The organism is Polaromonas sp. P3_B4 (assembly GCF_056402835.1).
The window spans coordinates 2,002,585-2,027,272 of the sequence record NZ_JBFUGQ010000001.1 but is presented as its reverse complement, the minus strand read 5'-3'; the positions used below and the strand labels follow the sequence as shown (position 1 = coordinate 2,027,272).

At 61.5% G+C, this 24,688-nt stretch carries 23 protein-coding genes; 10 read left to right on the top strand and 13 right to left on the bottom strand.

Translation table 11 applies throughout. The features are described from left to right. Position 1: 1 nt before the first annotated feature. The 9 genes from AC1DVV_RS09645 to AC1DVV_RS09605 all read left to right on the top strand — a co-directional run bounded on the left by AC1DVV_RS09645 (position 2) and on the right by AC1DVV_RS09605 (position 11,239). A complete protein-coding gene (locus AC1DVV_RS09645) occupies positions 2-910 on the top strand; it encodes a UPF0280 family protein (RefSeq protein WP_457280354.1) in 909 nt (302 codons plus the stop codon). A gap of 22 nt (positions 911-932) precedes the next feature. Further along, on the top strand, positions 933-1,574 hold the full coding sequence (locus tag AC1DVV_RS09640; RefSeq protein WP_457280355.1) for an amino acid synthesis family protein: 642 nt from the start codon (positions 933-935) through the stop codon (positions 1,572-1,574). Positions 1,575-1,620: 46 nt separating this feature from the next. After that, entirely contained in the window at positions 1,621-2,205 is a 585-nt protein-coding gene (locus AC1DVV_RS09635) for an amino acid synthesis family protein (RefSeq protein WP_457280356.1), read from the top strand. Between the two features lie 93 nt (positions 2,206-2,298). Further along, positions 2,299-3,486: an ABC transporter substrate-binding protein gene (locus AC1DVV_RS09630; protein ID WP_457280969.1), complete on the top strand. Its 1,188-nt coding sequence runs from the start codon at positions 2,299-2,301 to the stop codon at positions 3,484-3,486. Positions 3,487-3,637: 151 nt separating this feature from the next. Further along, positions 3,638-5,533 (top strand): ABC transporter permease, encoded by a 1,896-nt coding sequence (locus tag AC1DVV_RS09625; protein WP_477665750.1) that lies wholly within the window; start codon positions 3,638-3,640, stop codon positions 5,531-5,533. Continuing rightward, positions 5,530-6,309 (top strand): ABC transporter ATP-binding protein, encoded by a 780-nt coding sequence (locus tag AC1DVV_RS09620; RefSeq protein ID WP_457280358.1) that lies wholly within the window; start codon positions 5,530-5,532, stop codon positions 6,307-6,309. Before AC1DVV_RS09625 ends, AC1DVV_RS09620 begins: the two co-directional genes overlap by 4 nt. Next, complete coding sequence (locus AC1DVV_RS09615; RefSeq protein ID WP_457280359.1) at positions 6,309-7,046, top strand: ABC transporter ATP-binding protein; 738 nt, start codon at positions 6,309-6,311, stop codon at positions 7,044-7,046. The genes AC1DVV_RS09620 and AC1DVV_RS09615 overlap by 1 nt, the downstream gene beginning before the upstream one ends. Positions 7,047-7,103: 57 nt before the next feature. After that, a complete protein-coding gene (locus tag AC1DVV_RS09610) occupies positions 7,104-7,598 on the top strand; it encodes a (2Fe-2S)-binding protein (protein ID WP_457280360.1) in 495 nt (164 codons plus the stop codon). Further along, a complete protein-coding gene (locus AC1DVV_RS09605) occupies positions 7,595-11,239 on the top strand; it encodes a molybdopterin cofactor-binding domain-containing protein (RefSeq protein WP_477702540.1) in 3,645 nt (1,214 codons plus the stop codon). Before AC1DVV_RS09610 ends, AC1DVV_RS09605 begins: the two co-directional genes overlap by 4 nt. Before the next feature lie 6 nt (positions 11,240-11,245). Here the strand turns inward: AC1DVV_RS09605 and AC1DVV_RS09600 are convergent, their stop codons facing one another. The 12 genes from AC1DVV_RS09600 to AC1DVV_RS09545 form a co-directional block, all read right to left on the bottom strand. Then, the gene (locus AC1DVV_RS09600; protein WP_457280362.1) at positions 11,246-11,956 is read right to left on the bottom strand and encodes an aspartate/glutamate racemase family protein; all 711 of its coding nucleotides are present in this window, start codon (positions 11,954-11,956) and stop codon (positions 11,246-11,248) included. 19 nt (positions 11,957-11,975) lie between these two features. Next, positions 11,976-12,962 (bottom strand): recombination-associated protein RdgC, encoded by a 987-nt coding sequence (locus AC1DVV_RS09595; RefSeq protein ID WP_457280363.1) that lies wholly within the window; start codon positions 12,960-12,962, stop codon positions 11,976-11,978. A 147-nt stretch (positions 12,963-13,109) separates the two neighbouring features. Then, a complete protein-coding gene (locus AC1DVV_RS09590) occupies positions 13,110-13,664 on the bottom strand; it encodes an NUDIX hydrolase (RefSeq protein ID WP_457280364.1) in 555 nt (184 codons plus the stop codon). Positions 13,665-13,794: 130 nt separating this feature from the next. Next, entirely contained in the window at positions 13,795-14,763 is a 969-nt protein-coding gene (locus AC1DVV_RS09585; RefSeq protein WP_457280365.1) for an MBL fold metallo-hydrolase, read from the bottom strand. 279 nt (positions 14,764-15,042) lie between these two features. After that, positions 15,043-16,095: a TRAP transporter substrate-binding protein gene (locus tag AC1DVV_RS09580; protein WP_457280366.1), complete on the bottom strand. Its 1,053-nt coding sequence runs from the start codon at positions 16,093-16,095 to the stop codon at positions 15,043-15,045. A gap of 82 nt (positions 16,096-16,177) precedes the next feature. Beyond that, positions 16,178-17,497 (bottom strand): TRAP transporter large permease, encoded by a 1,320-nt coding sequence (locus AC1DVV_RS09575; RefSeq protein ID WP_457280367.1) that lies wholly within the window; start codon positions 17,495-17,497, stop codon positions 16,178-16,180. Next, the gene (locus tag AC1DVV_RS09570) at positions 17,494-18,003 is read right to left on the bottom strand and encodes a TRAP transporter small permease (protein ID WP_457280368.1); all 510 of its coding nucleotides are present in this window, start codon (positions 18,001-18,003) and stop codon (positions 17,494-17,496) included. Before AC1DVV_RS09570 ends, AC1DVV_RS09575 begins: the two co-directional genes overlap by 4 nt. Before the next feature lie 193 nt (positions 18,004-18,196). Beyond that, a complete protein-coding gene (locus tag AC1DVV_RS09565; protein ID WP_477669090.1) occupies positions 18,197-18,892 on the bottom strand; it encodes a fumarylacetoacetate hydrolase family protein in 696 nt (231 codons plus the stop codon). Then, a complete protein-coding gene (gene gtdA, locus AC1DVV_RS09560; RefSeq protein WP_477702541.1) occupies positions 18,889-19,983 on the bottom strand; it encodes a gentisate 1,2-dioxygenase in 1,095 nt (364 codons plus the stop codon). Before gtdA ends, AC1DVV_RS09565 begins: the two co-directional genes overlap by 4 nt. A 36-nt stretch (positions 19,984-20,019) precedes the next feature. Continuing rightward, entirely contained in the window at positions 20,020-21,384 is a 1,365-nt protein-coding gene (locus AC1DVV_RS09555; RefSeq protein WP_477702542.1) for an FAD-dependent oxidoreductase, read from the bottom strand. A 128-nt stretch (positions 21,385-21,512) separates the two neighbouring features. Continuing rightward, positions 21,513-22,511, bottom strand: a complete 999-nt coding sequence (locus AC1DVV_RS09550; RefSeq protein WP_477702543.1) for a Bug family tripartite tricarboxylate transporter substrate binding protein — start codon at positions 22,509-22,511, stop codon at positions 21,513-21,515. Between the two features lie 26 nt (positions 22,512-22,537). Continuing rightward, positions 22,538-23,731, bottom strand: a complete 1,194-nt coding sequence (locus tag AC1DVV_RS09545) for a 3-hydroxybenzoate 6-monooxygenase (protein WP_477702544.1) — start codon at positions 23,729-23,731, stop codon at positions 22,538-22,540. 105 nt (positions 23,732-23,836) lie between these two features. On the opposite strand from AC1DVV_RS09545, the gene AC1DVV_RS09540 reads away from it, so the two are divergent. Beyond that, entirely contained in the window at positions 23,837-24,280 is a 444-nt protein-coding gene (locus AC1DVV_RS09540; protein WP_457280374.1) for a MarR family winged helix-turn-helix transcriptional regulator, read from the top strand. Between the two features lie 88 nt (positions 24,281-24,368). On the opposite strand, the gene AC1DVV_RS09535 is transcribed toward AC1DVV_RS09540, so the two are convergent. Next, positions 24,369-24,671 carry an antibiotic biosynthesis monooxygenase family protein gene (locus AC1DVV_RS09535; protein WP_457280375.1) on the bottom strand — a complete coding sequence of 101 codons (303 nt, stop codon included), beginning with the start codon at positions 24,669-24,671 and terminating at the stop codon, positions 24,369-24,371. Positions 24,672-24,688 lie beyond the last annotated feature (17 nt).

Sequence of the window (24,688 nt, the reverse complement as noted above, 5' to 3'; positions counted from 1 at the left end):
CATGAACTCTCAACGCTTGCAACTTCCCGACGGGCGCTGGCATTTCCAGCATGGTCCGATGGATATCATCATTGGCGCCCATGGAAGGCCGGCTGCGGTAGAGGACGCTCATGCCAAAGCGTGGGAGCGTTTCAGCGATATCCTCGGCGAGCTGGTCGGGGAACTTCCTCTCCTGCGGCAGCCTGTACGGGATGAGTGCCATCTGGAAGGGGTCATAGCCCGGCGCATGTGGAATGCGTGCCACCCTTACCGGCATGGCTTCATCACCCCGATGGCGGCCGTTGCCGGTGCAGTCGCGCAGGAGCTGGTCGCCTGTTATGCCAATGGCGGGATAGACCGCGCCTGGGTCAACAACGGCGGTGACATTGCCCTGCACTTGGCGCCAGCGCAATCTGTGCGGATCGGCCTGTATGCAGATCTGGCGCGCCTCGATGTGAACGAGGTATTGGCCGGCGTTCATACCGACGGGCAATTCGAGGTTTCCAGCGCGCTTCCTGTTCGCGGCGTCGCTACCAGCGGTTGGCGAGGGCGAAGCTTTTCTCTGGGTATTGCCGACAGCGTGACGGTCCTTGCGCGTACTGCCGCGCAAGCGGATGCTGCAGCCACCATGATTGCGAATGCGGTCGATGTTGCCGACGTGCGAATCAAACGCAGCAGAGCTTGTGACGTGAAGGACGACACCGACCTTGGCGAAATGCTGGTGACAATTGAGGTGCCGTTGCTGGAGGCGGAAACGGTTCGGCGCGCACTGCGCACCGGGCTTGAACGCGCACAGGCTCTGCAGGCGGCGGGATTGATCTGGTCGGCTGCGCTGGTTTGCCAAAACCAGCTGATGACCACCTCTGATAAAACGTCGCAACGATTGCAAAATCACAGTGCTGAAGTGCCGGCTGGTTCGGTATTTGCTTAATGAAATGAATGGACCTCACACCATGATTGAAATTCGGCGTATTTTTACGCACGTGGAGCAGATACGGCATGAATTCGGTCCGATAGCGCCGGTGCCTCTGCTTCGCGGGGCAGTTGGCGCGGTGCTGACCAACCCGTTTGCGGGGCGGTATGAGCCCGACCTCCTGCCGATGATGGACCAGCTTCAGCCCGTGGGTATCCAGATGGCTGAGCGTCTGCGCGCCGCAATGGCGGTGCCGGCCGAACATATTGAGGGTTACGGAAAAGGAGCGATTGTGGGCGCGGCAGGGGAACTGGAGCATGGTGCGCTCTGGCATGTGCCCGGCGGGTACGCGATGCGTGAGCTGCTTGGCTGGAAAGGTGATCGCAACGCTTATGCCCGTGGGCAGGCTGAGGAAAAAACCGGCCAACCCGGTAATGCCTTGTCCATCGTTCCTTCGACAAAAAAAGTGGGTGCGCCGGGTACGGCGCTGGATGTTCCTTTAACGCACGTCAATGCGAGTTATGTCCGTAGCCATTTCGACGCCATTGAGGTGCGTGTGCCAGGGGCTCCCTTGCCAGACGAAATCGTTTTCATCCTGGCCATGAGCACGGGCCCGCGCATTCACGCCCGGGTGGGTGGGCTGGCCGCCAGTGCCATCGCCAAATGGGATGGCTTGCGTTAAACCCGATGCGCCAGATATTTAGCAGTCACCGAGACAAGGAAAAACCATGACAGCCAGGATTCGAAAAATTGTTGTGCAAATCGACGAAACATACATCGAGATGGGAAAGGTCGTCGCTCCTCCGACGCGAAAGGCATTGGCGATGGCCGTGATCGAGAATCCTTTTTCCGGGGTGTACGCGGAAAAACTCGATGCGCTGATTGACATCGGCGAAGAGCTTGGCGGGCTGCTGGGGCAAAAGTGCGTGCAGGCCCTTGGCATTGCGCCGGGCCAGGCCCATAGTTACGGCAAGGCCGCCATCGTGGGTGAGGCAGGCGAGCTCGAGCATGCGGCAGCGATCCTGCATCCCAGACTGGGCGCCCCACTGCGCCTGGCGGTGGAAAAGGGTGCTGCTCTGGTGCCGTCAAGTAAAAAGCGCGGTGGCCTGGGTACTGCCATTGACGTGCCGCTGGGACACAAGGATGCCGCATTCGTGCGCAGCCACTTTGATGCCATGGAGGCGCGCATTGCCGATGCCCCCCGGGCCAACGAAATCGTGGTGGCTGTCGTCGTCACGGACAGCGGCCGCCCCCTGCCGCGCGTGGGGGGGCTTCAAATCCACGAAATCAAGGGGGAGGATGGGTTAAGGTAGCCCCGGCTGCCAACCTACTTATCACCAATGACTCACCATCGCCGTCTATCTGATCCACGACAACCAGGAGTATTTATGAAGCTGCACAACAAAATGCTGAGCACCGTCGCTTTCCTCGGACTGATGACCTCATTCGTGAACGCGCATGCGCAGGGCGTCATCAAGATAGGGGAAATAAACAGCTACAAGGCCCAGCCAGCTTTCCTGGAACCGTACAAGAAAGGCATGGAGCTGGCCGTTGAAGAAATCAATGCTGGTGGCGGCATCAACGGCAAGAAAGTCCAGCTGGTTATCCGCGACGACAACGCAAATCCGGGTGATGCGGTTCGTGCGGCCGAAGAGCTTGTCTCGCGCGAAAAAGTTGACGTGCTGACGGGCTCCTTCCTTTCCAATATCGGTCTGGCGCTGACCGATTTTGCCAAGCAGAAAAAGTTCTTCTTTCTGGCGGCTGAGCCTTTGACAGACAAAATCGTCTGGCAAAACGGCAATCGCTACACATTCCGCTTGCGGACCTCCACCTATATGCAGGTTGCCATGCTGGTCCCTGAAGCCGCCGCGATGAAGAAAAAGCGCTGGGCAGTGGTGTACCCCAATTATGAGTATGGGCAGTCCGCAGCCGCGACGTTCAAGACCTTGCTGAAGGCCGTACAGCCCGATGTGGAGTTCGTGGCCGAGCAGGCGCCTCCGTTGGGCAAAGTCGACTCTGGCAGTGTTGTGCAGGCCATGGCGGACGCCAAGCCGGATGCCATCTTCAATGTTCTTTTTGGTGCCGACCTCTCAAAGTTTGTTCGTGAAGGCAATACCCGCGGCCTGTTTCAGGGGCGTGAAGTCGTCAGCTTGTTGACGGGCGAACCCGAATATCTCGATCCGCTCAAGGAAGAAACGCCTAACGGCTGGGTGGTTACCGGCTATCCGTGGTACGGCATCCAGACTCCCGAACACAAGGCTTTCTTCCTTGCTTATCACAGTAAGTACAAAGACTATCCGCGCCTGGGTTCCGTGGTCGGCTATAGCGCCATCAAATCCCTGGCCGAAGGCATGAAAAAGGCGAAATCAACCGATACGGAAAAGCTGATTACCGCTTTCCGCGGCCTGAATGTGACGACACCTTTCGGCCCCGTGGTTTTTCGACCGGAAGACCACCAGTCCACCATGGGGGCCTATGTGGGCCGCACAAAAAATGAAGGCGGCAAGGGCGTGATGGTCGACTATCGATATATCGACGGTTCAAAAGTCCAGCCCAGCAACGCTGAAGTGAAAAAAATGCGCGCTGCCGACTAGACCGAGGCAAGTGCTGACGGCGGCAGGTGCCGCGCCTCGTGCATGCACCCATCGCGGTTTGCCGGCAGTTCCGGTGCCGCCGTCATGTTAATGGTGTGTCCGCTGTGCGCTGCTTGCCGGCCACGCTATCCCGCAGAAAAAAGGTTTGTTCATGAGCTTCTCAGGCTTTATCGTGCAGTTGCTTAATGGCCTGGCCGGCGCATCGTCGCTGTTTCTCGTGGCAGCTGGTTTGTCGTTGATCTTTGGTGTTACGCGGATTGTCAATTTTGCCCATGGATCTTTTTTCATGGTGGGTATCTACGTTGCCTATTCATTGGTCAGTGCTCTCGGCAATACCTTGGGTTTCTGGCCTGCTCTGTTGATGGCTGCTTTGGCTGTAGGTGTTCTCGGTGGCTTGGTCGAGGTCTTGTTGCTTCGCCGTATATATCGTGCACCGGAGCTATTCCAGCTGCTGGCAACGTTTGCCCTGGGCCTGGTGATCAAGGACGGCGTGCTCTGGTTTTGGGGTGCCGAAGAACTGCTTGGTCCCCGGGCGCCCGGTCTGACGGGCTCCGTGGCGATTCTCGGACGCCAGTTTCCTTCCTATGACATTTTTCTGATCGTCGCGGGACCTGTTGTCCTGGGCCTGCTCTGGCTTTTGCTCACTAAAACCCGATGGGGTACCCTGGTCCGGGCTGCTACCCAGGACCGCGAAATGGTCAGCGCGCTGGGTGTGAACCAGGCGTGGCTGTTCACAGCCGTTTTTGCATTGGGCGCACTTCTGGCGGGCCTTGGGGGCGCGCTTCAGCTACCGCGCGAGCCCGCCAACCTGGAAATGGACCTCAACATCATCGGCGCCGCGTTTGTGGTGGTGGTGGTCGGGGGCATGGGCTCCATCCCGGGTGCCTACGTAGCGGCACTGCTGATTGCCGAACTCAAGGCCATTTGCATCTGGCTGGGGCTGGTCGAAATTGCGGGCATTAGCATCTCTTTTTCCAAGCTGACCCTGGTGGTGGAGTTCGTCGTAATGGCGGTTGTCCTGGTGGCCCGTCCCTGGGGATTGTTCGGCAGGCCCCAGGCGCCCAGCCGGCATACAGGCATGGCTGAAGAACCGCTGCGCAGGCCGCACCGCTTGTATGCCTGGGGTTGTGCGGGCCTGCTGGCGGTACTGGCTTTGATGCCTGTGCTGGCGGCGCAGTCGCCTTACGTGACAGTGCTGCTGATTGATCTGCTGGTTGCCGTCCTGTTCGCTGTCAGCCTGCATTTCATCATGGGACCCGCGGGGATGCACTCGTTCGGGCATGCCGCCTACTTCGGCCTTGGGGCCTATGGTGCCGCGCTGCTGGTGCGCAGCCTGAACATGCCCATGGAGCTGGCGCTGGTCGTTGCACCCCTCGTGGCGGCCCTGGGCGCTTTTGTCTATGGCTGGTTCTGCGTCAGGTTGTCCGGTGTTTACCTCGCCATGCTGACGCTGGCCTTTGCGCAAATTACCTGGGCTATTTGTTATCAATGGGACGTGTTCACCGGCGGCAGCAACGGATTGACCGGCGTATGGCCCTCTGAGTGGCTGGCGGACAAACGTATTTATTACTACCTCACCCTTGTCTTGGTGGCCGGGGGCGTCTTGCTGATGCACCGGATGCTGTATTCGCCGTTTGGCTATGGCATGCGTGCGGCACGCGACTCGGTGCTGCGCTCTGATGCCATCGGCATGAATGTCAAACGTCTGCAATGGGCCGCGTTTGTGATTGCGGGTTCTTTTGCGGGGCTGGCTGGCGCGCTTTATGCCTTTTCAAAAGGCAGCATCTCGCCTGAAAGCCTGCACGTCAGCAAGTCGATCGACGGTCTGGTGATGGTTTTGCTGGGGGGTATCCAGACGCTTTTGGGACCTGTCGTGGGGGCCGTCACGTTCACATGGCTGCACGATACCGTGGCGCGCAATACCGACTATTGGCGCGCCATGCTGGGCGCCATCATCCTGGTTCTTGTGCTGCTGTTTCCCCAGGGGATTGCAGGCTTTGCCAAACAGCTGCTGGCCAGTCGCCGCAGTGCGGGAGAGAAGTCATGAGCTTGCTGAAGGTGTCAGGACTGGGTAAATCGTTCGGTGGTGTCAGGGCTGTCGATGGTGTGAACTTTGAGCTGGCGGCGGGTGAACTGCTGGCTTTGATCGGACCCAATGGTGCCGGGAAGTCAACCACGTTCAATATGGTCAACGGTCAGCTGCGCGCAGATACAGGCTCCATCCAGCTGGACTCGCAGGAGCTGATCGGCCTGGCTCCCCGTGAAATCTGGCGGCGCGGTGTCAGTCGGACATTCCAGATCGCCGAAACCTTTTCTTCACTCACGGTCGTGGAGAACGTCCAGATGACCTTGCTGTCCGCAGACCATCGGCTTTTTTCCATGTGGCGCCGTGCCGCAGATTACAAGCGCGACGAGGCCATGGCGCTGCTTGAGCAGGTCAACATGAAGCCGCAGGCTGACCGCCCTTGCAGCGTGCTGGCATATGGAGATGTCAAGCGTGTGGAATTGGCCATGGCCATGGCCAACAACCCCAAGTTGCTGCTCATGGATGAGCCGACAGCCGGTATGGCTCCCAGGGAGCGAAACGACTTGATGGCGCTGACCAAACAACTGGTCATTGACCGGGGCATGGCGGTGCTTTTTACCGAGCACAGCATGGACGTGGTGTTTGCCTATGCTGACCGCATGATCGTGCTGGCGCGTGGCCGGTTGATTGCGGAAGGCAAGCCGCAGGATATCCGCGACCACCCCAAAGTCCAGGAAGTCTATTTCGGCAGTGGCAAGACCTTCGAGAAAAAAGCCATTGAAAAGGAAACTGCGTGATGGGCAACGGCAACGAGATACTGCTGGAGGCGAAAGACCTGTCGGCCTGGTATGGCGCGGCGCAAATACTGTTTGGCGTCAACCTGGCTGTCAGGCGCGGCGAAGTCGTTGCCCTGATGGGGCGCAATGGCGCCGGCAAATCGACCACCCTGAAGACGCTGATCGGGATGCTCGACAAGCGCCGCGGCAGCGTGGCTTTTCTTGGCAAGGATATCTCCAGCAGTGAACCACACCATGCGGCTCGCATGGGCCTGGGCTTTGTGCCGGAAGACCGGCGAATCTTCACCGACCTGACAGTGACCGAGAACCTGGAAGTAGGGCGGCAGGCGCCGCGCCGCTGGCCCGACGGCAGTGAGGCGCCCTTGTGGACGCCGGAACGCCTCTTCAAGCTGTTTCCCAACCTGGGTGAGATGCCCACGCGTCCCGGCGGCCGCATGAGTGGTGGCGAGCAGCAAATGCTGACAGTGGCCAGGACCTTGATGGGCAATCCCTATCTGGTTCTGCTTGACGAACCCTCCGAAGGCGTAGCGCCCGTCATTGTGGAGCAAATGGCCAACATGATCCTGGAGCTGAAGGCCCACGGTGTCAGCATTCTGCTGTCCGAGCAAAACATGCATTTCGCCGAATTGGTTTCCGACAGGGCGTATGTATTGGAGAAAGGGCAAATCCGCTTTGAAGGATCCATGGCGGATCTGGCTGCCAATGAAGAAGTGCGCCGTGCCTATCTCAGTGTGTAGGCCGTATCTCATCGATGTTGAGAAATCACCACGCGAGCCCGCACCGGTTCGGTAAATATGGGTTTCATCGTCACACTGTCCGTTAACCAGCTGGAGCGTACGCTGCCTGTTGCGGAGCAGGCCAGCCTGCTGACCGTGCTGCGTAACGATTTCGCGCTGAATGGCCCGAAATATGGCTGCGGTTTGGGCGAGTGTGGCGCATGCACCGTGCTGGTCGATGGCGTGGCGGCACGCGCTTGCGTTATTCCGGCATGTGGCGTGGCAGGCCGCGAAATCACCACCCTTGAGGGTTTGGGTACGCCGGCGGCCCTTCACCCGGTCCAACAGGCGTTTATCGAAGAGCAGGCCGCCCAGTGCGGCTACTGCCTGAACGGCATGATCCTGATGACTGTCGCATTGCTGGCGCGAAACCCCGCACCGGGCGAGGACGACATACGTCGCGAGCTGTCCGGCAATCTCTGCCGCTGCGGCACGCACCTGGAGATCGTGAGGGCTGTATTGCGTGCGGCAGAGCTGACGCGCCAAAGCCTTGCCCGGGGTAACTCGCCATGACGCGTCGCGCCGATGCGCCCCTGACACGCGCCGATTTTCATGCGGCCAGCGGCGTCTTGCTGGTGAGCCGCGAGCCGCCGCCGGCGCCTCCACCCGCCCGTGGCCAACCTGCATTGGTCAGCGCCAATCCGCAAGAGGGCGTTGAAATACTGGTTGCCGTGTGGGATGACGGCAGCGTGACGGCCCTGAACGGCCATGTCGATCTAGGCACCGGTATCCGGACGGCCCTGGCGCAGATCGTGGCTGAAGAGCTCGACGTTGCGCTCGGGCAGGTCAACATGGTTCTTGGGGACACGACGCGTGCGCCCAATCAGGGGGCCACGATTGCCAGCGCGTCCATCCAGGTTCATGCCGTCCCTTTGCGGGCCGCGGCGGCGCAGGCACGCGCGTGGCTGGTGATGCGCGCAGCGGGCGTACTGCAGGTGGATCCTTCCCTCCTCGCCGTGCGAGATGGCGTTGTTTCGGTGGCAGGGCAGGAAGATAAATCGGTGACGTATGGCGCGTTGCTGGCCAATGAGCATGTACATCTCTCGCTGGTGCAGGGCACCCCTGTCAAGGATGCTGCCGACTACCGCCTGGTGGGGACCAGCGCGGCACGCCTGGATATCCCGGCCAAGGCCACCGGGGCACTGACATTTGTGCACGACATGCGCGTACCCGGCATGCTGCACGGCCGCGTCGTGCGCCCGCCCTATGCCGGGGCTGACCACGGCGACTTCATCGGCAATACGCTGGAATCGGTGGACGAATCATCGATTTCCCACATTCCGGGCATTCGCGCGGTGGTGGTGATCCGCGACTTTGTCGGCATCGTTGCAGAGCGGGAAGAGCAGGCCGAACAGGCGCTGCGTGAATTGCGTGTCAGCTGGAAGCCGTGGCCCGGTCTCGCCAGTCTGGGCGACCTTGAGCAGGCGATCCGCAACAACCCGGCCACGCAGCGCAGGCTTGTCGACGACGGCAACGTGGACACCGCGATGGCAAGCGCGGCACAAGCCCTGGCGCGCAACTACGTCTGGCCCTATCAAATGCACGGCTCCCTCGGGCCTTCGTGTGCCGTGGCCGATTGGCAGCAGGAGCGCCTGACGGTATGGGCAGGAACCCAAAACCCCCACGTGCTGCGGGCTGACCTGTCGCGCCTGACCGGCCTTGCCGACGTCGCCATCGACGTGATCCGCATGGAGGCGGCGGGCTGCTACGGGCGAAACTGCGCTGACGATGTGGCGGCAGATGCCGCGCTGCTTTCGCGTGCTGTGGGCAGCCCTGTCCGTGTGCAGCTGACGCGTGAGCAGGAACATGCCTGGGAACCCAAAGGCGCAGCCCAGCTCATGCAGGTGAACGGTGGGCTCAATGCCGACGGGTCGGTCGCGGCATATGACTTTCAAACGTCTTATCCTTCGAATGGCGCGCCCACGCTGGCATTGTTGCTCACCCGCACCATCGAACCGGTCGCGCAGTCCTATGAAATGGGCGATCGAACCGCCCGGCCACCCTACGAATACGCCAACATGCGCATCGCCGTCAATGACATGGCGCCGCTATTGCGTGCGTCATGGCTGCGCGGTGTCTCGGCGCTGCCCAATTCATTCGCGCATGAGTCCTACATCGACGAACTGGCAACAGCAGCGGGTGTCGATCCGGTGGAGTTTCGGCTGCGGTACCTGAAGGAGCCGCGCGCCGCCGAGCTGGTGCGTGCCACGGCCGAGCGCGCCGGCTGGATGGCGCATACGACGCAGCAGCAGCAGCCTACAGCGCCTGGTGATCCACAGGACGTCGTGCGCGGCCAGGGCTTTGCGTATGCCCGCTACATGCACAGCAAATGGCCGGGGTTCGGGGCGGCGTGGGCGGCCTGGGTGGCTGACGTCGAAGTGAATCGCAAGACGGGCGAGGTGCATGTCCGGCGCGTCGTGGTAGGGCATGACGCCGGCACGCTGATCAACCCCGCCGGGGTTCAGCACCAGATCCATGGCAACGTGGTGCAGACGACCAGCCGTGCACTCACGGAACAGGTCACGGTGTCACCCCAAACAAATCAGGTGACCAGCCTGGAGTGGGGAAGCTACCCCATCCTCAACTTCAGGGACGTGCCGGTGATTGAGGTCGTGACCATGGCGCGCCCCGGTGAGCCACCGCTTGGCGCCGGAGAGTCGTCTTCGGTGCCGGGTACGGCAGCCATCGCCAACGCCATTTTTGATGCCACCGGCGTGCGCTTTCGCCAGCCGCCTTTTACGCCGGAAGTGGTGCGTGCCGCGCTCAATCCCGGGCTGGCACCCGAGCCGGACATCCCAACAGCTCCAGCTCGGTTGCCCAATCCCGTACCTGAGGGCGCGGCATGGCCGAAAGGCGTGGCCTGGTGGTCACGCGCAGGCGCCTTGCTCGCGGGGGTTGTGGGCATCGTGTGGGCGCTGGCAGGTGGCCGGTCGGTCATCGCTCCGGTGGTGCAAAGCGGCACATCCGTTTACACCGCCGCAACGCTGGAACGCGGCCGGCAGCTCGCGGCCTCGGGCGATTGTGTGGTGTGCCATACAGCACCCGGCGGTATACCCAATGCCGGCGGCAGGGCCATGGATACGCCTTTCGGAAAGATTGTCACCACCAACCTCACACCCGATGCGGACACCGGCATAGGCTTGTGGTCCTTCAGCGCCTTCCAGCGCGCCATGCGTGAAGGAATTTCCCGCGATGGCCGCTATTTGTATCCCGCGTTTCCCTATACCGCGTTCGCCAAAACCAGCGATGAAGACCTGACCGCGCTGTATGCCTACCTGATGGCCCAGCCCCCCGTGCGATCGGAACCACCGGCCACGCGGCTGACCTTCCCGTTCAGCGTGCGGCCGTTGATGGCCGGGTGGAACGCGCTGTTTCATGAGCCGGCGCCTTACCGTGCCGACCCGGCGCAGACTGCCGAATGGAATCGTGGCGCCTACCTGGTCAACGGTCTGGGCCATTGCGGCGCCTGCCATACGCCGCGCAACGCCGCAGGCGCCGAGCGCAGCGGAAAGGCCTTTTTAAGCGGAGCCGTGGTGGATGGCTGGGACGCTCCAGCGCTGACTGCACTCTCGCGTGCGCCCGTACCCTGGAATGCTGCGGAGCTGTACCGCTACCTGCGTAGCGGCTACTCACCGCAGCACGGCATTGCCGCGGGTCCGATGGCACCAGTGATCAAGGAGTTGGCCGCCTTGCCTGAAGAAGATATTCGTGCGATGGCGACTTATCTCGTGTCTTTTAATGAGCCAACTACGGAAGCTGAAAGCGTCCAGCGCACCGGGCAGATCGTCTTGTCCACCCGGCAATCGGCTGTCAGCTTGCCGGGCCCTGGCCAGCGCCTGTTCAGTGGCGCTTGCGCATCGTGCCATCACGACGGCGACGGCCCGCGACTGCTGGGGGTGAACGTGCCGCTGGCCCTTAACAGCAAGCTGCACAGCGAGCGGCCCGACAATCTGGTGCAGGTGATCCTTGAGGGAATTCAGTCACCGGCGAGCAAAGACATCGGGTTCATGCCGGCTTTTCGTCACAGCCTGGATGATGCCCAGGTTGCCGCGCTGGTGGCTTATATGCGCGGACGCTATGCACCCTCGGAACCGGCCTGGCAGGATTTGCCGGCAACCGTTTCACGCCTCCGCGCTACGCCGGGCCAGCACTGAATCTTTTCAATCAGGCGAAGGCCGCACGGCCTGCGTCGCCCTGACAAGCGCCGCGCGCGCCAGCAGGCGTGTGGAGTCCAGAGTCGGCAGGGGCGAGTTTGAATCGCTCATGATCAGGGGGATTTCCGTGCAGCCCAGGACGACTGCGTCGCAGCCGTCGCTTTTCATCCGCTCGATGACTTTCTGGAAATATGCGATCGCTTCGGGCTTGAAGACACCGTACACCAGCTCGTCCATGATGATGCGGTTGATTTCGTCGCGCTCCGCGCTGTCTGGACGCAAGTATTGCAGCCCGCGGGCCGCGAGCTTGTCGGGGTAGACCTCACTGTCGACGAGCCATCGCGTGCCGGTGATGCCGATGCACCGGAACCCGCGCCTGACCGCTTCTTCGGCAACGACTTCCGCAATATGAAGCCAGGGCAAGGGGGATCGCTCCTGCACGTAAGCAAAAGCCTGATGGATGGTGTTGTCCGGGCAGATAAGAAAGTCAGCTCCGGTTTTTGCGAGCTTGTGCGCGGAAGCGAGCATGATGTCGCCCACGCCATTCCAGTCATTGCGGTAAATGCACGCCATGTAATCTGAAAGCGACGGCGTATGCATCGACACTTCAGGATGGGCATGCGGCCCCATGGCCTTGGCGCCTTCCACACAGATGGTTTGATAACAAAGCGCAGCGCCTTCGGCAGAGCAGCCGACGATACCGATGTGTTGGGGCATGACCTGTCTTCCTTATTTGCTACGCGGGCTCTGGTACCGGGTCGGCAGCAGGCGAGGTGGCCGGGTGCGGTGTGACTTCTCCCTCGGCGAGTTCCCCGCCCAACGCCTCCAGCATGTCCGGAATCAGCGAAGACAGCTCGCCGGTGATGATGGCTGCATCGCTGTCAAAGCCGTCGTCGTCCTTTCCGCTTTCCTGAACGCCGTCCAGCACCACATCGAGCAGCTTGAGTTTTTTCAGCTGCGCGGTTTCCGTCAGCACAAAAGACACGCGCTCGTTCCACGTCATCGCCAGCTGCGTCGGCAACTTGCCGGCGGCAATGTGCTGGGCCACTTCCTCGATCTCCAGCGTGTGGCGCGAGTAGCGCACCGTGGATTTCTGGTCGTCCGGCGTCTTGAGCTCGCAGTCGCGGTCTACCGTGAAGTTATATGGCGCTTCGCGCGTCGACAGCCAGTGCGACATGGCGGCAGCGGCCGACATCTGCGTCTGGATGGGGCTGGCCTTCAGGCCGGGCAGGGCGCCCGGCACCTCGCTCAACGCTTCCACGAGATAACTCACGATCTTGTCGGCGCCCGTGAGGTTGCCGGAGTCAACCACCAGGAATTTGTTGACGACGTCGATCCAGAGCGTGGTGGTCGAGCGCTTGGTGAAGGCGCGCGGCAACAGGTCCAGCATGACTTCCTGCTTGAACTCCTTCTTGATCTTGGCGCCCACGCGTTCGCGGCCGGTTTCTTCCTTGTATTTTTCGATGCGTTCTTCCACCGCGGCCTTGATGGCGGACGATGGCACAGGGCGGCGCTCGGTGCAGAGCCGGGCGATCAGCTGGCGGCCCACGCTTTCGAGCAGGACGGTGCTTTTGTTGCCGCGCGGTGGCACCCAGCCACTGGATTCAGGCTCTGTTGCGCCGCAGGGAACGAAACGGTGGGACTGGAAAATTTCTTCAAGCGCTTCCAGCGGAGGAAGCACAAAATCGTCGGCAATGCGGAAAAAGATTGCGGTGTTGAACATGAAATCCGGGGAAGAGGTTAAAAAAAGAGACTGCCGGAAGGCCGATGAGGGGGCGGAAAATCCGCGGTGAGAACCAGCCGGATACAGAGAAATTCTACCGGGCGTCCTGCCTGCAGAATGTAACGGCCGGCACGGGCTTGAAGGCCTTCATTCAATATCAAACGAATGGATGCCGTAGGCACCCTTGCGGCGGTCTTCGAAGTACTGCTCCAGCGTCTGCTTGACCGTCTTGAAGGCAATTTCGTCCCAGGGAATTTCGGCCTCAGTGAACAGTTTGGCCTCCATGGTCTCATGGCCTGGATTGAATTCGGTGCTCAAAAGCCGAGCCCGGTAATACATGTGCACCTGCCCGACGCGCACCACGTTCATGACCGTAAAAAGGCCCAGCATCTCATATTGGGCGCCGGCTTCTTCATCCGTTTCACGGGCTGCGCCCTGCGAGGTGGTTTCGCCCAACTCCATGAAGCCGGCAGGCAATGTCCACTTGCCCCGACGCGGCTCGATATTGCGTTTGCAGAGCAGCACTTGCGCGCCGTCCTCGCCCCAGCTGGGCACGGTGCCAACGACATTGAGCGGGTTTTCGTAATGGACCGTATTGCAGGCCGGGCAGACGGCCCGCTCTTTTGTGTCGCCGTCGTCCGGCAAGCGATAAGCCACGGCGGTGCCGCAGACGCGGCAGTGGTTCAGGGGCGGTCGTTGCATCAGATGAGTGTAGCGGCTTTGCGCCGGCCGAGGCCTGCCGAGGCGCACGGCAGGCTTGCTGCCGTGCTATCAAAAAAGTAGCTACTCGCGCCCGTTTTTATTGGGCTTAACGCGTATTTCGTTTGTTTTCTTATTTCAGCGACGAGTAATTCACCGGTACCCAGGTGTAAGCCTTGCCCGCGCCCTTGCGCACATGGCCAAGGCCGGGGAAGGCAATATGCGCCGCGCCGACCAGGTAACCATTTTTGGCGGCATCGGCGTAGGCCTTGGCGCGTTCCTTGGCGGCCGGTGGGGACTCGGAGTCAAACTTGATGGTGACCTCCGGGTTGTCGAACTGGACTGCCGCCACATGCATCAGGTCGCCCCACAGCATCAGCTTCTCCCCTTTGCTTTCCACCACATACACGCTGTGGCCGGCCGTGTGGCCGTGGGTGGGCTGCGCCTTCACGCCGGGCACGAGCTCGGTGGCGCCTTCAAAGGTCTTGAGCTTGCCGGCCGTTGCGTAGGGCTTGATGGACGCCATGGCACCCTGGAAAAAGCCCTGGGATTCTTTGGGCGCTGCGTTCATTTTGGCTTCATCCAGCCAGAAATCGGCGTCCGCCTTGTCCACACGCACCACGGCATTCGGAAACGCCATGGCGCCGTTCACCACGAGGCCGCCCACGTGGTCGGGGTGCATGTGGGTGATATAGATCTCGTCGATCTGCTCGGGCTGGTAGCCGGCGGCTTTGAGGTTGGCCTGCAGGCTGCCCAGCGTCGGGCCGAAGAGGCCGGACGCACCCGTGTCGATCAGCACCAGCTTGCTGCCGGTGTTGATGAGGTAGGCATTGACTGAAGTCTCGACTGCGTCAGGTAAAAATGAACGCTTCAGTGCCGCGCCGACTTTCGCCGGCGTTGTGTTGGTGAGCAGGTCTTTCACGGGCAGCTTGACAGTGCCGTCCGACAGGGCTGTGACTTCAAAATCGCCCAGTGTGACGCGGTAGTAGCCGGGCGCCTGGGTCTTGACCATGGGGCCGGCCGCAAAAGCGGGCAGGGTGAAAGAAGCGCTCAGGCTTGAGGCCAGGATGGTGGCAGCCAGGGTTTTCAAAATGCGTGACATGAAAGAACTTCCTTGGGGTAAAGGGAATGATGAACCGGGCTCACCCGTCATACGGGGGCCGGGTGGATTCTTATGCAGACGCGCCATGAATGAAGCCGCAGTTGCAGTAACCCGGCTGTCGTGCAGGTTTTGCCTGAGGTGGCGCGCTATCAAATCAGGAGCTGGTTGCGCCCGTATTCATTGGGCTGAAGGCCGAAAAGGCACAAGAACATAGGTGAAGCATAAAAAAACCGGGCATAAGCCCGGTTTCGTGAATGCGCACCTAGCGCGGCCTGTTGATCAAGCCTTGGTCGTCTTGGTGTGCTTTTCAATCAGGGCGCGTGCCGTGTCCAGCAGTTTCTTGCCGTCAAAACCCTTCTTGTTCATGTCTTCCACCCACTCGACTTCCACCGTGCGTGATTTGCGGCGGAATTCCTGGGCTTCGGCCGCACTCACGGTGTAGATCGTGTTGCCGCGGTCACTGGCGGTCTTGCGGCCGGGAACGTCGTTGCCCTGCTGCACCTTGCCCAGCCAGGCCGAGGTGGCCATGCCGGAGTTGTTGTCGATGACCTTCTTGAGGTCGGGCGCGAGCGAGTTGTATTTCGCCTTGTTCATGGCCATCACAAAGGTGGTGGTGTAAAGGCTGCCGCCGGCGGGGTCGAACTCGGCATGGAACTTGGTGAGCTCGTTGACCTTGACCGAAGGCACCACTTCCCACGGAATCACGCAGCCGGTGATGGTGCCTTTGCTCAGCGCATCGGGGATTTGCGGTAGCGGCATGCCGACGGGCGTGGCGCCCAGCACGCCCATGAGCTTGGTGACCTGGCGGGTCGGCGCGCGCAGCTTGAGGCCGCGCATGTCGGCAATCGACTTGACGGGCTTGTCGACCGTGTGGATCACACCGGGGCCGTGCACCTGCAGTGCCAGCACCTGCGTATCCTTGAATTCATCGGGTGCAACGGTTTGCACGTATTCCCAAAACGCCTTGGAAGTCGCTTCGGCGTTGGACATCATGAAGGGCAGCTCAAACACCTCGATTCGCGGGAAGCGGCCGGCCGTGTTGCCAGGCAATGTCCACACCACGTCAACCACGCCGTCCTTGGCCTGGTCGTAGAGCTGCACCGGCGTGCCGCCCAGCTGCATGGCCGGATAGCCTTCAAACTTGATGCGGCCGCCGGATTCTTTTTCGACTTTTTCCATCCAGGGCTTGTGCATGGCCAGCCAGACATTGGACGAGGGCGACATGAAGGTATGGAACTTCAGTGTCACGGCCTGCTGGGCCAGGCCCGACAGCGCCGGTGCGCCCAAGGCTGCGGCGGCGCTGGTTTTGAGAAGGGTTCGTCGTTGAATCATGCATGTCTCCTGTAAACAATATGCCTAACTTAAGGCATGGGAGCGGGTTTGAGAAGCGGTGAAAGCCCTAGCCGCAGGCTTGCTAGCTGATGTATTTCACCAGCCACAGCGATATGCCGGGGAAAAGCAGCAGCAGGGTGGTGCGCAGGGTGTCGCTGATCAGGAAGGGCATGACGCCCTTGTAGCTTTCGCTGATAGGCACGTCTTTGGCCAGGCCATTGACCACATAGACGTTCAGGCCCACCGGCGGCGCCAGCATGCCAAAGCCGACGGTCATCAACACCATGATGCCGAACCAGATCGCGGTGGATTCCTTGGTCATGCCGAAGTCCAGGCCCATCACCATCGGGAAAAAGATAGGAATCGTCAGCAGCAGCATCGACAACTCGTCCATCACTGCCCCCAGCACCACGTAAAACAGCAGGATGGCCGTGACAACCATCAGTGGTGACAGTCCCCAGCCGCCGACCACGCCGGCGAGCTGGTTGGGTACCTGTGTCAGGGCCAGGGCGGAGTTCATCAGGTCGGCGCCTATAAAGATCAGGAAGATCATGGCCGAGCTTTCCGCCGTGGCATAAAAGCACAGCTTGAATTTGGCCCAGGTGATCTCGCGCTTGAGCAAGGCGGCTACGAAAGTGGCGGCGGCACCCACCGCGGCGCCTTCAGTCGGCGTGAACAGGCCGCCGTAAATGCCGCCGAAGACGATGATGAAGATGATGGCGATGGGCAGTATCCCCAGCGCGGAAGCCAGCGTCATCGGCGGCCTGTCGTTGTCTACTTCGGGCGCCTGTCCGGGCACCAGCCGTACATAGATGGCAATGGCCACCATGTAGCCGAACATCGCGATGATGCCCGGCACCATGGCTGCGGCAAACAGCTTGGCGATGTTCTGCTCCGTGAGGATGGCGTAAATCACCAGTGGCACCGAGGGCGGGATCAAAATGCCCAGCGTGCCGCCGGCTGCCAGCGTACCCGTGGCAAGGCGGCCCGAATAGCCGTGGCGCTTCATCTCGGGCAGCGCCACGCCGGTGATGGTGGCGGCCGTGGCCACCGAGGAGCCGCAGATGGCGCCGAAAGCCGCACAAGCCAGGATGGACGCCATGGCCAGACCGCCCTTGAACCGGCCCATCACACCTGCTGCGAACCCGAAGAGGGCGCGGCTGATGCCGCCCTGCGTTGCGAAATGTCCCATCAGGATGAAGAGCGGGATCACCGACAGGTCGTAGCTGGCAAAGCGCGCGAAGGCCTGAGTGTTGAGGAAGCTGGAAAACGGCCCCCAGCCGGTCTGCATCACGTAACCAATGGCGCCCGCGGTAAACATGGCGACCGCGATAGGCACACGCACGGCCATGAAGACCAGCATGATGCCGAAAATGACGAGAGCCAGGGTGATGGAGCTCATACGTGTGCCTCCAGCTCGTCCAGCGGATTGTGCGGCGCATGGGCGTCGCCGAAGCCGAACGCGGATTGGCACACACCGATCACGCAGGTCAGCACAAAAGGCGGGACCATGGCGGCATACACCGTCCATTCGGGAAAGCCCAGGATCTGGGTTTCAGAGTGCGTGTTGTACGAATTGAGGCCGCCCAGCACCGTGCGCCAGGCCAACAGGGCAAACACCAGGCCCAACAGCAACGCACCGAAACGGTCCAGCCTGTCGTTAGAGGTTTCGCCCAGTTTGGCGGTGAAGAAGTCGACGATGATGTTGCCGCGTTTGATCTGACAAAGGGGCATGAACAGCGCGATCGCGGCCCCCGTGACCACGCCGGTGAGTTCGAAGTCGCCGACGAGGGTAGCGCCCAGCAGGTTGCGGCCGATCAGGCTGGCGCAGGTCATGAGCGTGATCACCGTGAGCAGAACGCCCGCCAGCACAGCGCAGAATTTTGCAAGGGACTGCAGGATTTTCAAGAAGGCTCTCCAAAAAGCAGGTCTTGGCATTTGGGAGCTCCCAAAAACCGGGTAAGCCGATTATCAGAATTGAGGAGGCAAGCAGTCAGGCGGGTTACCCCGGGTAACACGGCGTATTTGCGCGGTGATTAAAGCAGCTGCGCGGTTATCGCGCAACTGCCCCACCGGGAAATGCGCCTGCCAACCCCCGTGTTCAGATGACTTTGACGGTGAGTGTTTCCAGCCCCGCTACACCGCCGACCATGGTGTCGCCCGAAACCACGGCCGCGACGCCTTCGGGCGTGCCGGTGTAAATCAGGTCGCCGGGCTGCAGCTCCCATGCTGCCGACAGGTGTTCAATGGTTTCGGCAATATTCCAGATCAGCTTGGAGACATTGCTGCGCTGGCGGTCCTTGCCGTTCACCTGGATGTAGAGCTCGGCATTGGCCACGTCACCGGCCTGGCCAGCGGGTGTGATAGGGCCGATGGGGGCGGAGTGGTCATAGGCTTTACCAATGCACCATGGGCGGCCTTGCTTCTTCATCTCGCCCTGCAGGTCGCGGCGCGTCATGTCCAGGCCCACGGCATAACCGTAGATGTGCTTTTGCGCGTCGGCGGCCTTGATGTTTTTACCGCCGGTGCCAATGGCCACGACCAGCTCGATTTCATGGTGCAGGTTTTTGGTGAGCGATGGGTAGGGGATGGTGCCCGTCGCGCCGGCGTCCACCACGACAGCGGCATTCGCGGGTTTGAGGAAAAAGAAGGGCGGCTCACGGCCGGTAAAGCCCATTTCCTTGGCGTGTTCTTCGTAGTTGCGGCCCACGCAGTAAATGCGGTTGACCGGAAACCGGTCTTTGGTGCCGACAACGGGGACGGACACCGCGGCCGGTGGGGTGATGACAAAACTCATGACAACCTTTCTTCTCTGTGTATGCCCAGTGCCAGATGCACCGGGCGGTCTGAAAAACTGAACAGCACACAACCTTGCGCCGAACGCAATTGCGCAGTGTGCCACGACGGAATCACAAAATGGTCGCGCGGGCCAAACTCGAAAGTCGAGGTGTGCCCATCGCGCTCAATGATGACGGAGCCCGACCCCTCGACCACGCTGAACACGGCCCCGTCGGTCTGGCGCCATGACTTGCCCTCAAAGCCGGCCGGCAGGCGTTGCATGAAGGTGGCCATGGTCGGCATGGGCGAGCCGCCGGTGGCCGGGTTCACATAGCGCAGCTTGACGCCGTCCCAGGCATCGATGTCGGCATGGGTTTCCAGCTGGTGCAGGGTTTCGCGCGTGCGGTCGTAGGGATAGCTGAAGATGGGCGAGGTTTCACCGAACGGGGCGTCATACCGCATCGGCAGCATGTTGGCGCCGTAGCGGTGGCTGCTGATGCCTTCGGGCTTGGTGACTTCCTGTTGCCTGGCCGTGCCATTTTCGGCGAAACCGGCATCGAAAAAGCGCAGCATGGGGATGTCCAGGCCGTCCAGCCAGACCACTGGCGCATCCGTTTCCACACGGCCTTCATGGCCATGGTCGTGCCAGGTCCAGCTGGGGGTGATGATGAAGTCGCCGGGTTTCATCTGCGTGCGCTCGCCATCCACTGCGGTGAAGGCGCCATGGCCTTCCACCACGAAGCGCAATGCGCTTTGTGTGTGGCGGTGGCTGGGCGCTATTTCACCCGGCATGATGACCTGCAGACCTGCGTACAGCGACTGCGTGATGCACGACTGTCCACGCAGGCCGGGGTTCTCCAGGATCAGCACGCGGCGTACCGCTTCTTCAGCGGTGATCAGCGCGCCCGACTTCATCAGGAAGGGGCGTACATCGGCGTATTTCCACAGCGCTGGCTGGCAGGGGGTGCTTGGAGATTGCGGCACCAGCGCGTGCAGCACTTCCCACAGCGGCGTCATGCTGTGCGCCGAGATGGCTTCATAAAAGGCCTTGCGTGCAGCGCCGTGGGGTGCTGAGGGCTGGCCTGGGGCGGTAGGGGGCGTCATGTCCATGATGGATGTCCAGTCTCTGGGGTGAAAGATCGCCGCTTAAAGGTCGTTATCGAAATACACGCCGTCCCGCGTGAGCAACTGCTGCAGTTGTTTCACGTCGGTATCGGAAAAAGCCTGCCCGGCGCCCGGCATGGCCGCCGCCGTGCCCGCTGCCTGGCCCATCACAAAGCAACCGCCGCTGGCGCGCGCGGCCGACTGGCCTTCGTGCGTCATTGAGGCGCAGCGGCCGGCCACCACCAGGTTGGCAACGCCCTGTGGCACCAGCATGCGCCAGGGCAAGTCGTTGTAGACGCGACCCTGCGCCTCATCGGTGTTGCGCGGAAATTGCCAGTCGATCCGGCCATCCGCATGCAGCTCCATTGGCCAGGCATTGATGCCGATGGTGTCGTCAAAGCGGGCCGATGAAAGGATGTCTTCGCCGCTCAAGGCATAGAGGCCCTGAATGCGGCGTGTTTCGCGGATGCCGACCTGCGGCGCGATGTCGACGATGGCGGACTCCGCAAAACCCGGCACTTCATGCTTCAGGAAGCGGAAGTATTCGGTGATCTGGCGGCGGCCTTCAAGCTCACCTTCGCTGAGCTGCCGCGCATCGGTGGCATCCATGGCCGTACCTTGCGCGTTGCGTATCTGCGTGACGTTGGCGCGCCATTCGGTCGGGTTCTTCTGGGGGCGGAGGATGGCACCTTCACGGGGAAACTTGTAGCGGCCTGGCTCACGCGCCTGGCTCTCGGCCATCAGGGTGTTGATGGCTTTGAATTCGCCCACAGCCGCCAGCGCGCGGGGCGCATCCACATGGCCGACGCGAAACATGGTGGAGGGAAACAGCGCGCTGCCATGCCCGTCGCCCAGCTCAAACGGCACGCCGGCGAAGTTCGCCACATCGGCGTCGCCTGAGCAGTCGATGAAACGCGCGGCACGGATTGCCTGGCGGCCGGATTTGGTCTCGACCACCAGGGCGCTGATGCGGTTGCCCTCCATCACCACCGCAGCAGCCCAGGCGTGAAAAAGGATGTGCACACCGGCCGCCACCAGCAACTGGTCGGCTGCGCATTTGTAGGCCGACACGTCATAGGAACGCACACGGATGCGGCCCTGCATGCCGTCCTGTGGCGCGTTCAGACCACCCAGTGCGTTGATGCGCTGCAGCAGGTCGTCGGCCACGCCGCGCACCACCTGTTGCATCTGGCCATTCTTGCGGCCGTAGAGTCCTGCGAAATTAGTGACGCCGCCGGCTGTGCCCATGCCGCCGAGGAAACCGTAGCGCTCGACCAGCAAGGTACGTGCACCGTGCCGCGCAGCGCTGACGCTAGCAGCCAGACCAGCGGGGCCGCCGCCGATCACGACGACGTCGAATTCGCCGTAGACGGGTAGGGTGCGTGCAGGTTCTGTGATCGAGTTCAAGTCGCACTTCCGTCCAAAGAATTCTTCAACCCAGCATGAGCCGCGGAACCGGCTTTGCCGGGCCGCAGGCGGGCGGCCCCCACGGGGGGCAGGAAGTTACACGAAGTGAACGACCGTGGGGGCATCATTTATTCAATCTTGATGCCGCGCGACTGGATGATGCCGCCCAGGATGGCAGCTTCGTCCTTCACGCGGCTCCTCAGGCCGTCGGGCGAAGTGCCCACAGCCTGCCAGCCCTGGTTGAAGAGTTTTTGCCGTGTATCCGCCTCACGGATGATGCGCGGCACTTCTTGCGCCAGCCGCGCCTGGGCCGCCTTGGAAAGGCTGACCGGGCCAATCAGGGCCGTCCAGACTTCCAGGTTGACGTTGGTCACGCCGGCGTCGGCCAGCGGCGGCACCTCGGGCACCAGCGAAGAGCGTCCGCCAGCCAGGCCAATCGCCCGGAGCTTGCCCGACCGCACATGCGGCATGGCTACGCCGGGTGGGATCAGCGCCATCTGGATCTGGCCGCCCAGCATGGCGGTCACCACCTGCGGGTTGCCGGCAAAGGGCACGTGAACAGGTGTGACGCCGGGCATGCGGCTTTTCAGCAGCTCCATGCCCAGGTGCGCCACCGAGCCGTTGCCGACCGAACCGTAGTTCCATTGGCTTGCGCCCTTGCGCGCGGCGGAGAAGAACTCAGTGCCACCCGGCTCGTTAGCGGGCGCCACCAAAACCAGCGGTGCGGTGGCCAGCAGCGAGATCAACGAAAAGTCTTTTGCCGGGTCGTAAGGCAGCTTCGGGTACAGCAGCTTGGCGGAGGTGAGATTGCCGTTGATGACGACGCCCAGCGTATGGTCGTCAGTGGCTTTGGCGACCTGGTCGGCCGCGATGTTGCCTGACGCGCCGGGTCTGTTTTCCACAATCACGGGTTGGCCGAGGGCGTGGCTGAGGGGTTCGGCCAGGCTGCGTGCCGCCATGTCGGGCGTAGAGCCGCCCGGAAACCCCACAAGGATGCGCACCGGCCTGGTCGGCCAAGCCGCATCTTTTAAGTCTTTTGGAGCTGCAGCCCACGAGGGATAAGCGCAAGCAGCTATCAAAAGCGTAGCAATTATCCGGAGAGCAGCGGTGTTGGGAAGAAGAGTCATGACAATCTCTGGGACTTTTGAAACCGTCATTGGAACAGTTTTGACGGCTCGATTCCGTCGTACATCCACTTCAGGCCGGCGAAACCCGCGCTCTCGGTGCCGCTCTGGAACATCTGGTTGCGCAATTCGCGTTGAACACCGGCCGCATGGTAAATATCACCGTAAAAACGGGCAGTCAATTGCACGCGGCCAGTACGCAGGTAGCGCTTTTGCTGGTATTTCTGAAAAGCCTTTGGCACATCGCCGCGGGTAAAGCGCAGCGCTTCACGCAGTACGACGGCGTCTTCAATGGCCTGGCCGGCGCCCTGGGCGAGGTACTGCAGCATCGGGTGGGCGGCGTCGCCCAGCAGGGTCACGCGCCGGTCGGTCCAGTTTTTCACGGGTTCACGGTCGCACAGTACCCACATCTTCCAGGTCTCGATTTTTCCCAGCAGTTCCTTGACTTGCGGGCAGGCATCGGCGAAACGTTCGTTCAGCTCGGCCGTATCGCCAAAGGTGTTCCAGCCCTCGTCGTATTTATTGCTGTGAAAAACAGCCACCAGGTTGAAGAGTTCGCCGCGGCGCAGGGGGTAGTGAACCAGATGGGTTTTCTCGCCACCCCAAAGCAGCACATCGTCGCTCCACAGATGGGCCGGTACATCCTCGCGCTTGAGCACGGCGCGGTAGGCGATATGGCCCGACACGCGAGGTTTGCCGTCGCCCACCACGGCTTCACGGATGCAGCTCCAGATGCCGTCTGCGCCTATCAGCGCGCCGCCTTCCACGGTTTCGCCGCCTGCAAGGTGCACGGTCACGCCGCTTTCCGACTGGTCAAACGACTCCACCTTGGCGCTGGTGCGCAAGGTGACGTTGGGTTGGGCCCGGCAGGCATTGAGGAACACCTGGTGCAGGTCGGCGCGGTAAATCACGCCATAAGGAAAGCCATAGGTGGCGCGGGCCAGGTCGCCAAGCGGGACACGGACAACTTTCTCGCCCGTGCGCACATCGTTCATGCCAAGACCGGTGGGAAAGAACGCTACACGGTTGACGGCTTCAGTGAGGCCCAGGTAGTCAAACATGCGGAAAATATTGGGACCGAGCTGGATGCCCGCGCCGATCTCGCCAAAACTCGCCGCCTGTTCCATGAGCGTCACGGCATGCCCGTCCTGCGCGAGCACCAGGGCCGCGGCCAGCCCGCCGATGCCGCCGCCCGAGATGAGGATGGGGGATGTGTGTGACATGTGTGAGAGGGTATCAGGGGGTGGCTTTGACAATGATAAGTATGCTTATCATGTATGTACGCTAGTACATACCCTGAGCGCAAACCTGAACGGTAAACTCGGCAAATGGCAAAAAGCTTTAACTTCAGCGAGGCCCCCGGGCACTTGATCCGCCGGGCGCAACAACTCGCGGTTGCGATCTTCATGGAGGAGACGGCCGGGTTTGATGCGACGCCCGTGCAGTTCGCCATCCTGAATGCGCTGATGGACGACCCGGGCGAAGACCAGATCACACTGTCGGGCCGCGTTGCCTTTGACCCGGCCACTTTCGGGTCGGTGATCGGTCGGCTGGAGGCCAAAGGCTGGGTCAAGCGGGAGGCTGACCCATCCGACAAGCGCCGCAAACTGCTGTGGACGACGCCCGAAGGGGAAAAAGTTGCACTGCAGATGAAGCGTGCTGTCAGCAAGGCACAGCAGCGCATCGTGAGCCCGCTGGATGATGACGAGCGGGTGCAGCTCGGCCTGTTGCTTGGCAAGCTGATCAGCGGCCACGAAAACGCGGCCAGGTAGCCGGCATCAGAACTGCGCGCAGACAAAAAAACGGGGCCGTCAGCCCCGTTTTTTTTGCCCGCCTGTTTGCCAGGCCCTGGCCCAAGGCTCAGGCTGACTTGGCCACCAGGTCGAAATGCTCCACCGTGGGCGGGCCGGCAAAGAAGGGCCCGACGATGGCACGCCAGTCGGCAAAGGCGGGCGACTGACGAAAGTCGACGGTGTGGTTTTCCAGTGTGTCCCAGAAGATCTGCAGGATGTAGCGTTCGGGGCTTTCAATGCCCTTGTTGACCTTGAAGCCCTGAAAGCCCCTGGCTTTGGAAATGACTTCGCGGATGCCGCGCTGGATGGCTTCGTCAAAGGCTGCTTGCTGGCCCGGGTGAATGCGGATGTCGGCGAGTTCGAGAATCATGAACAACTTTCTGAGGT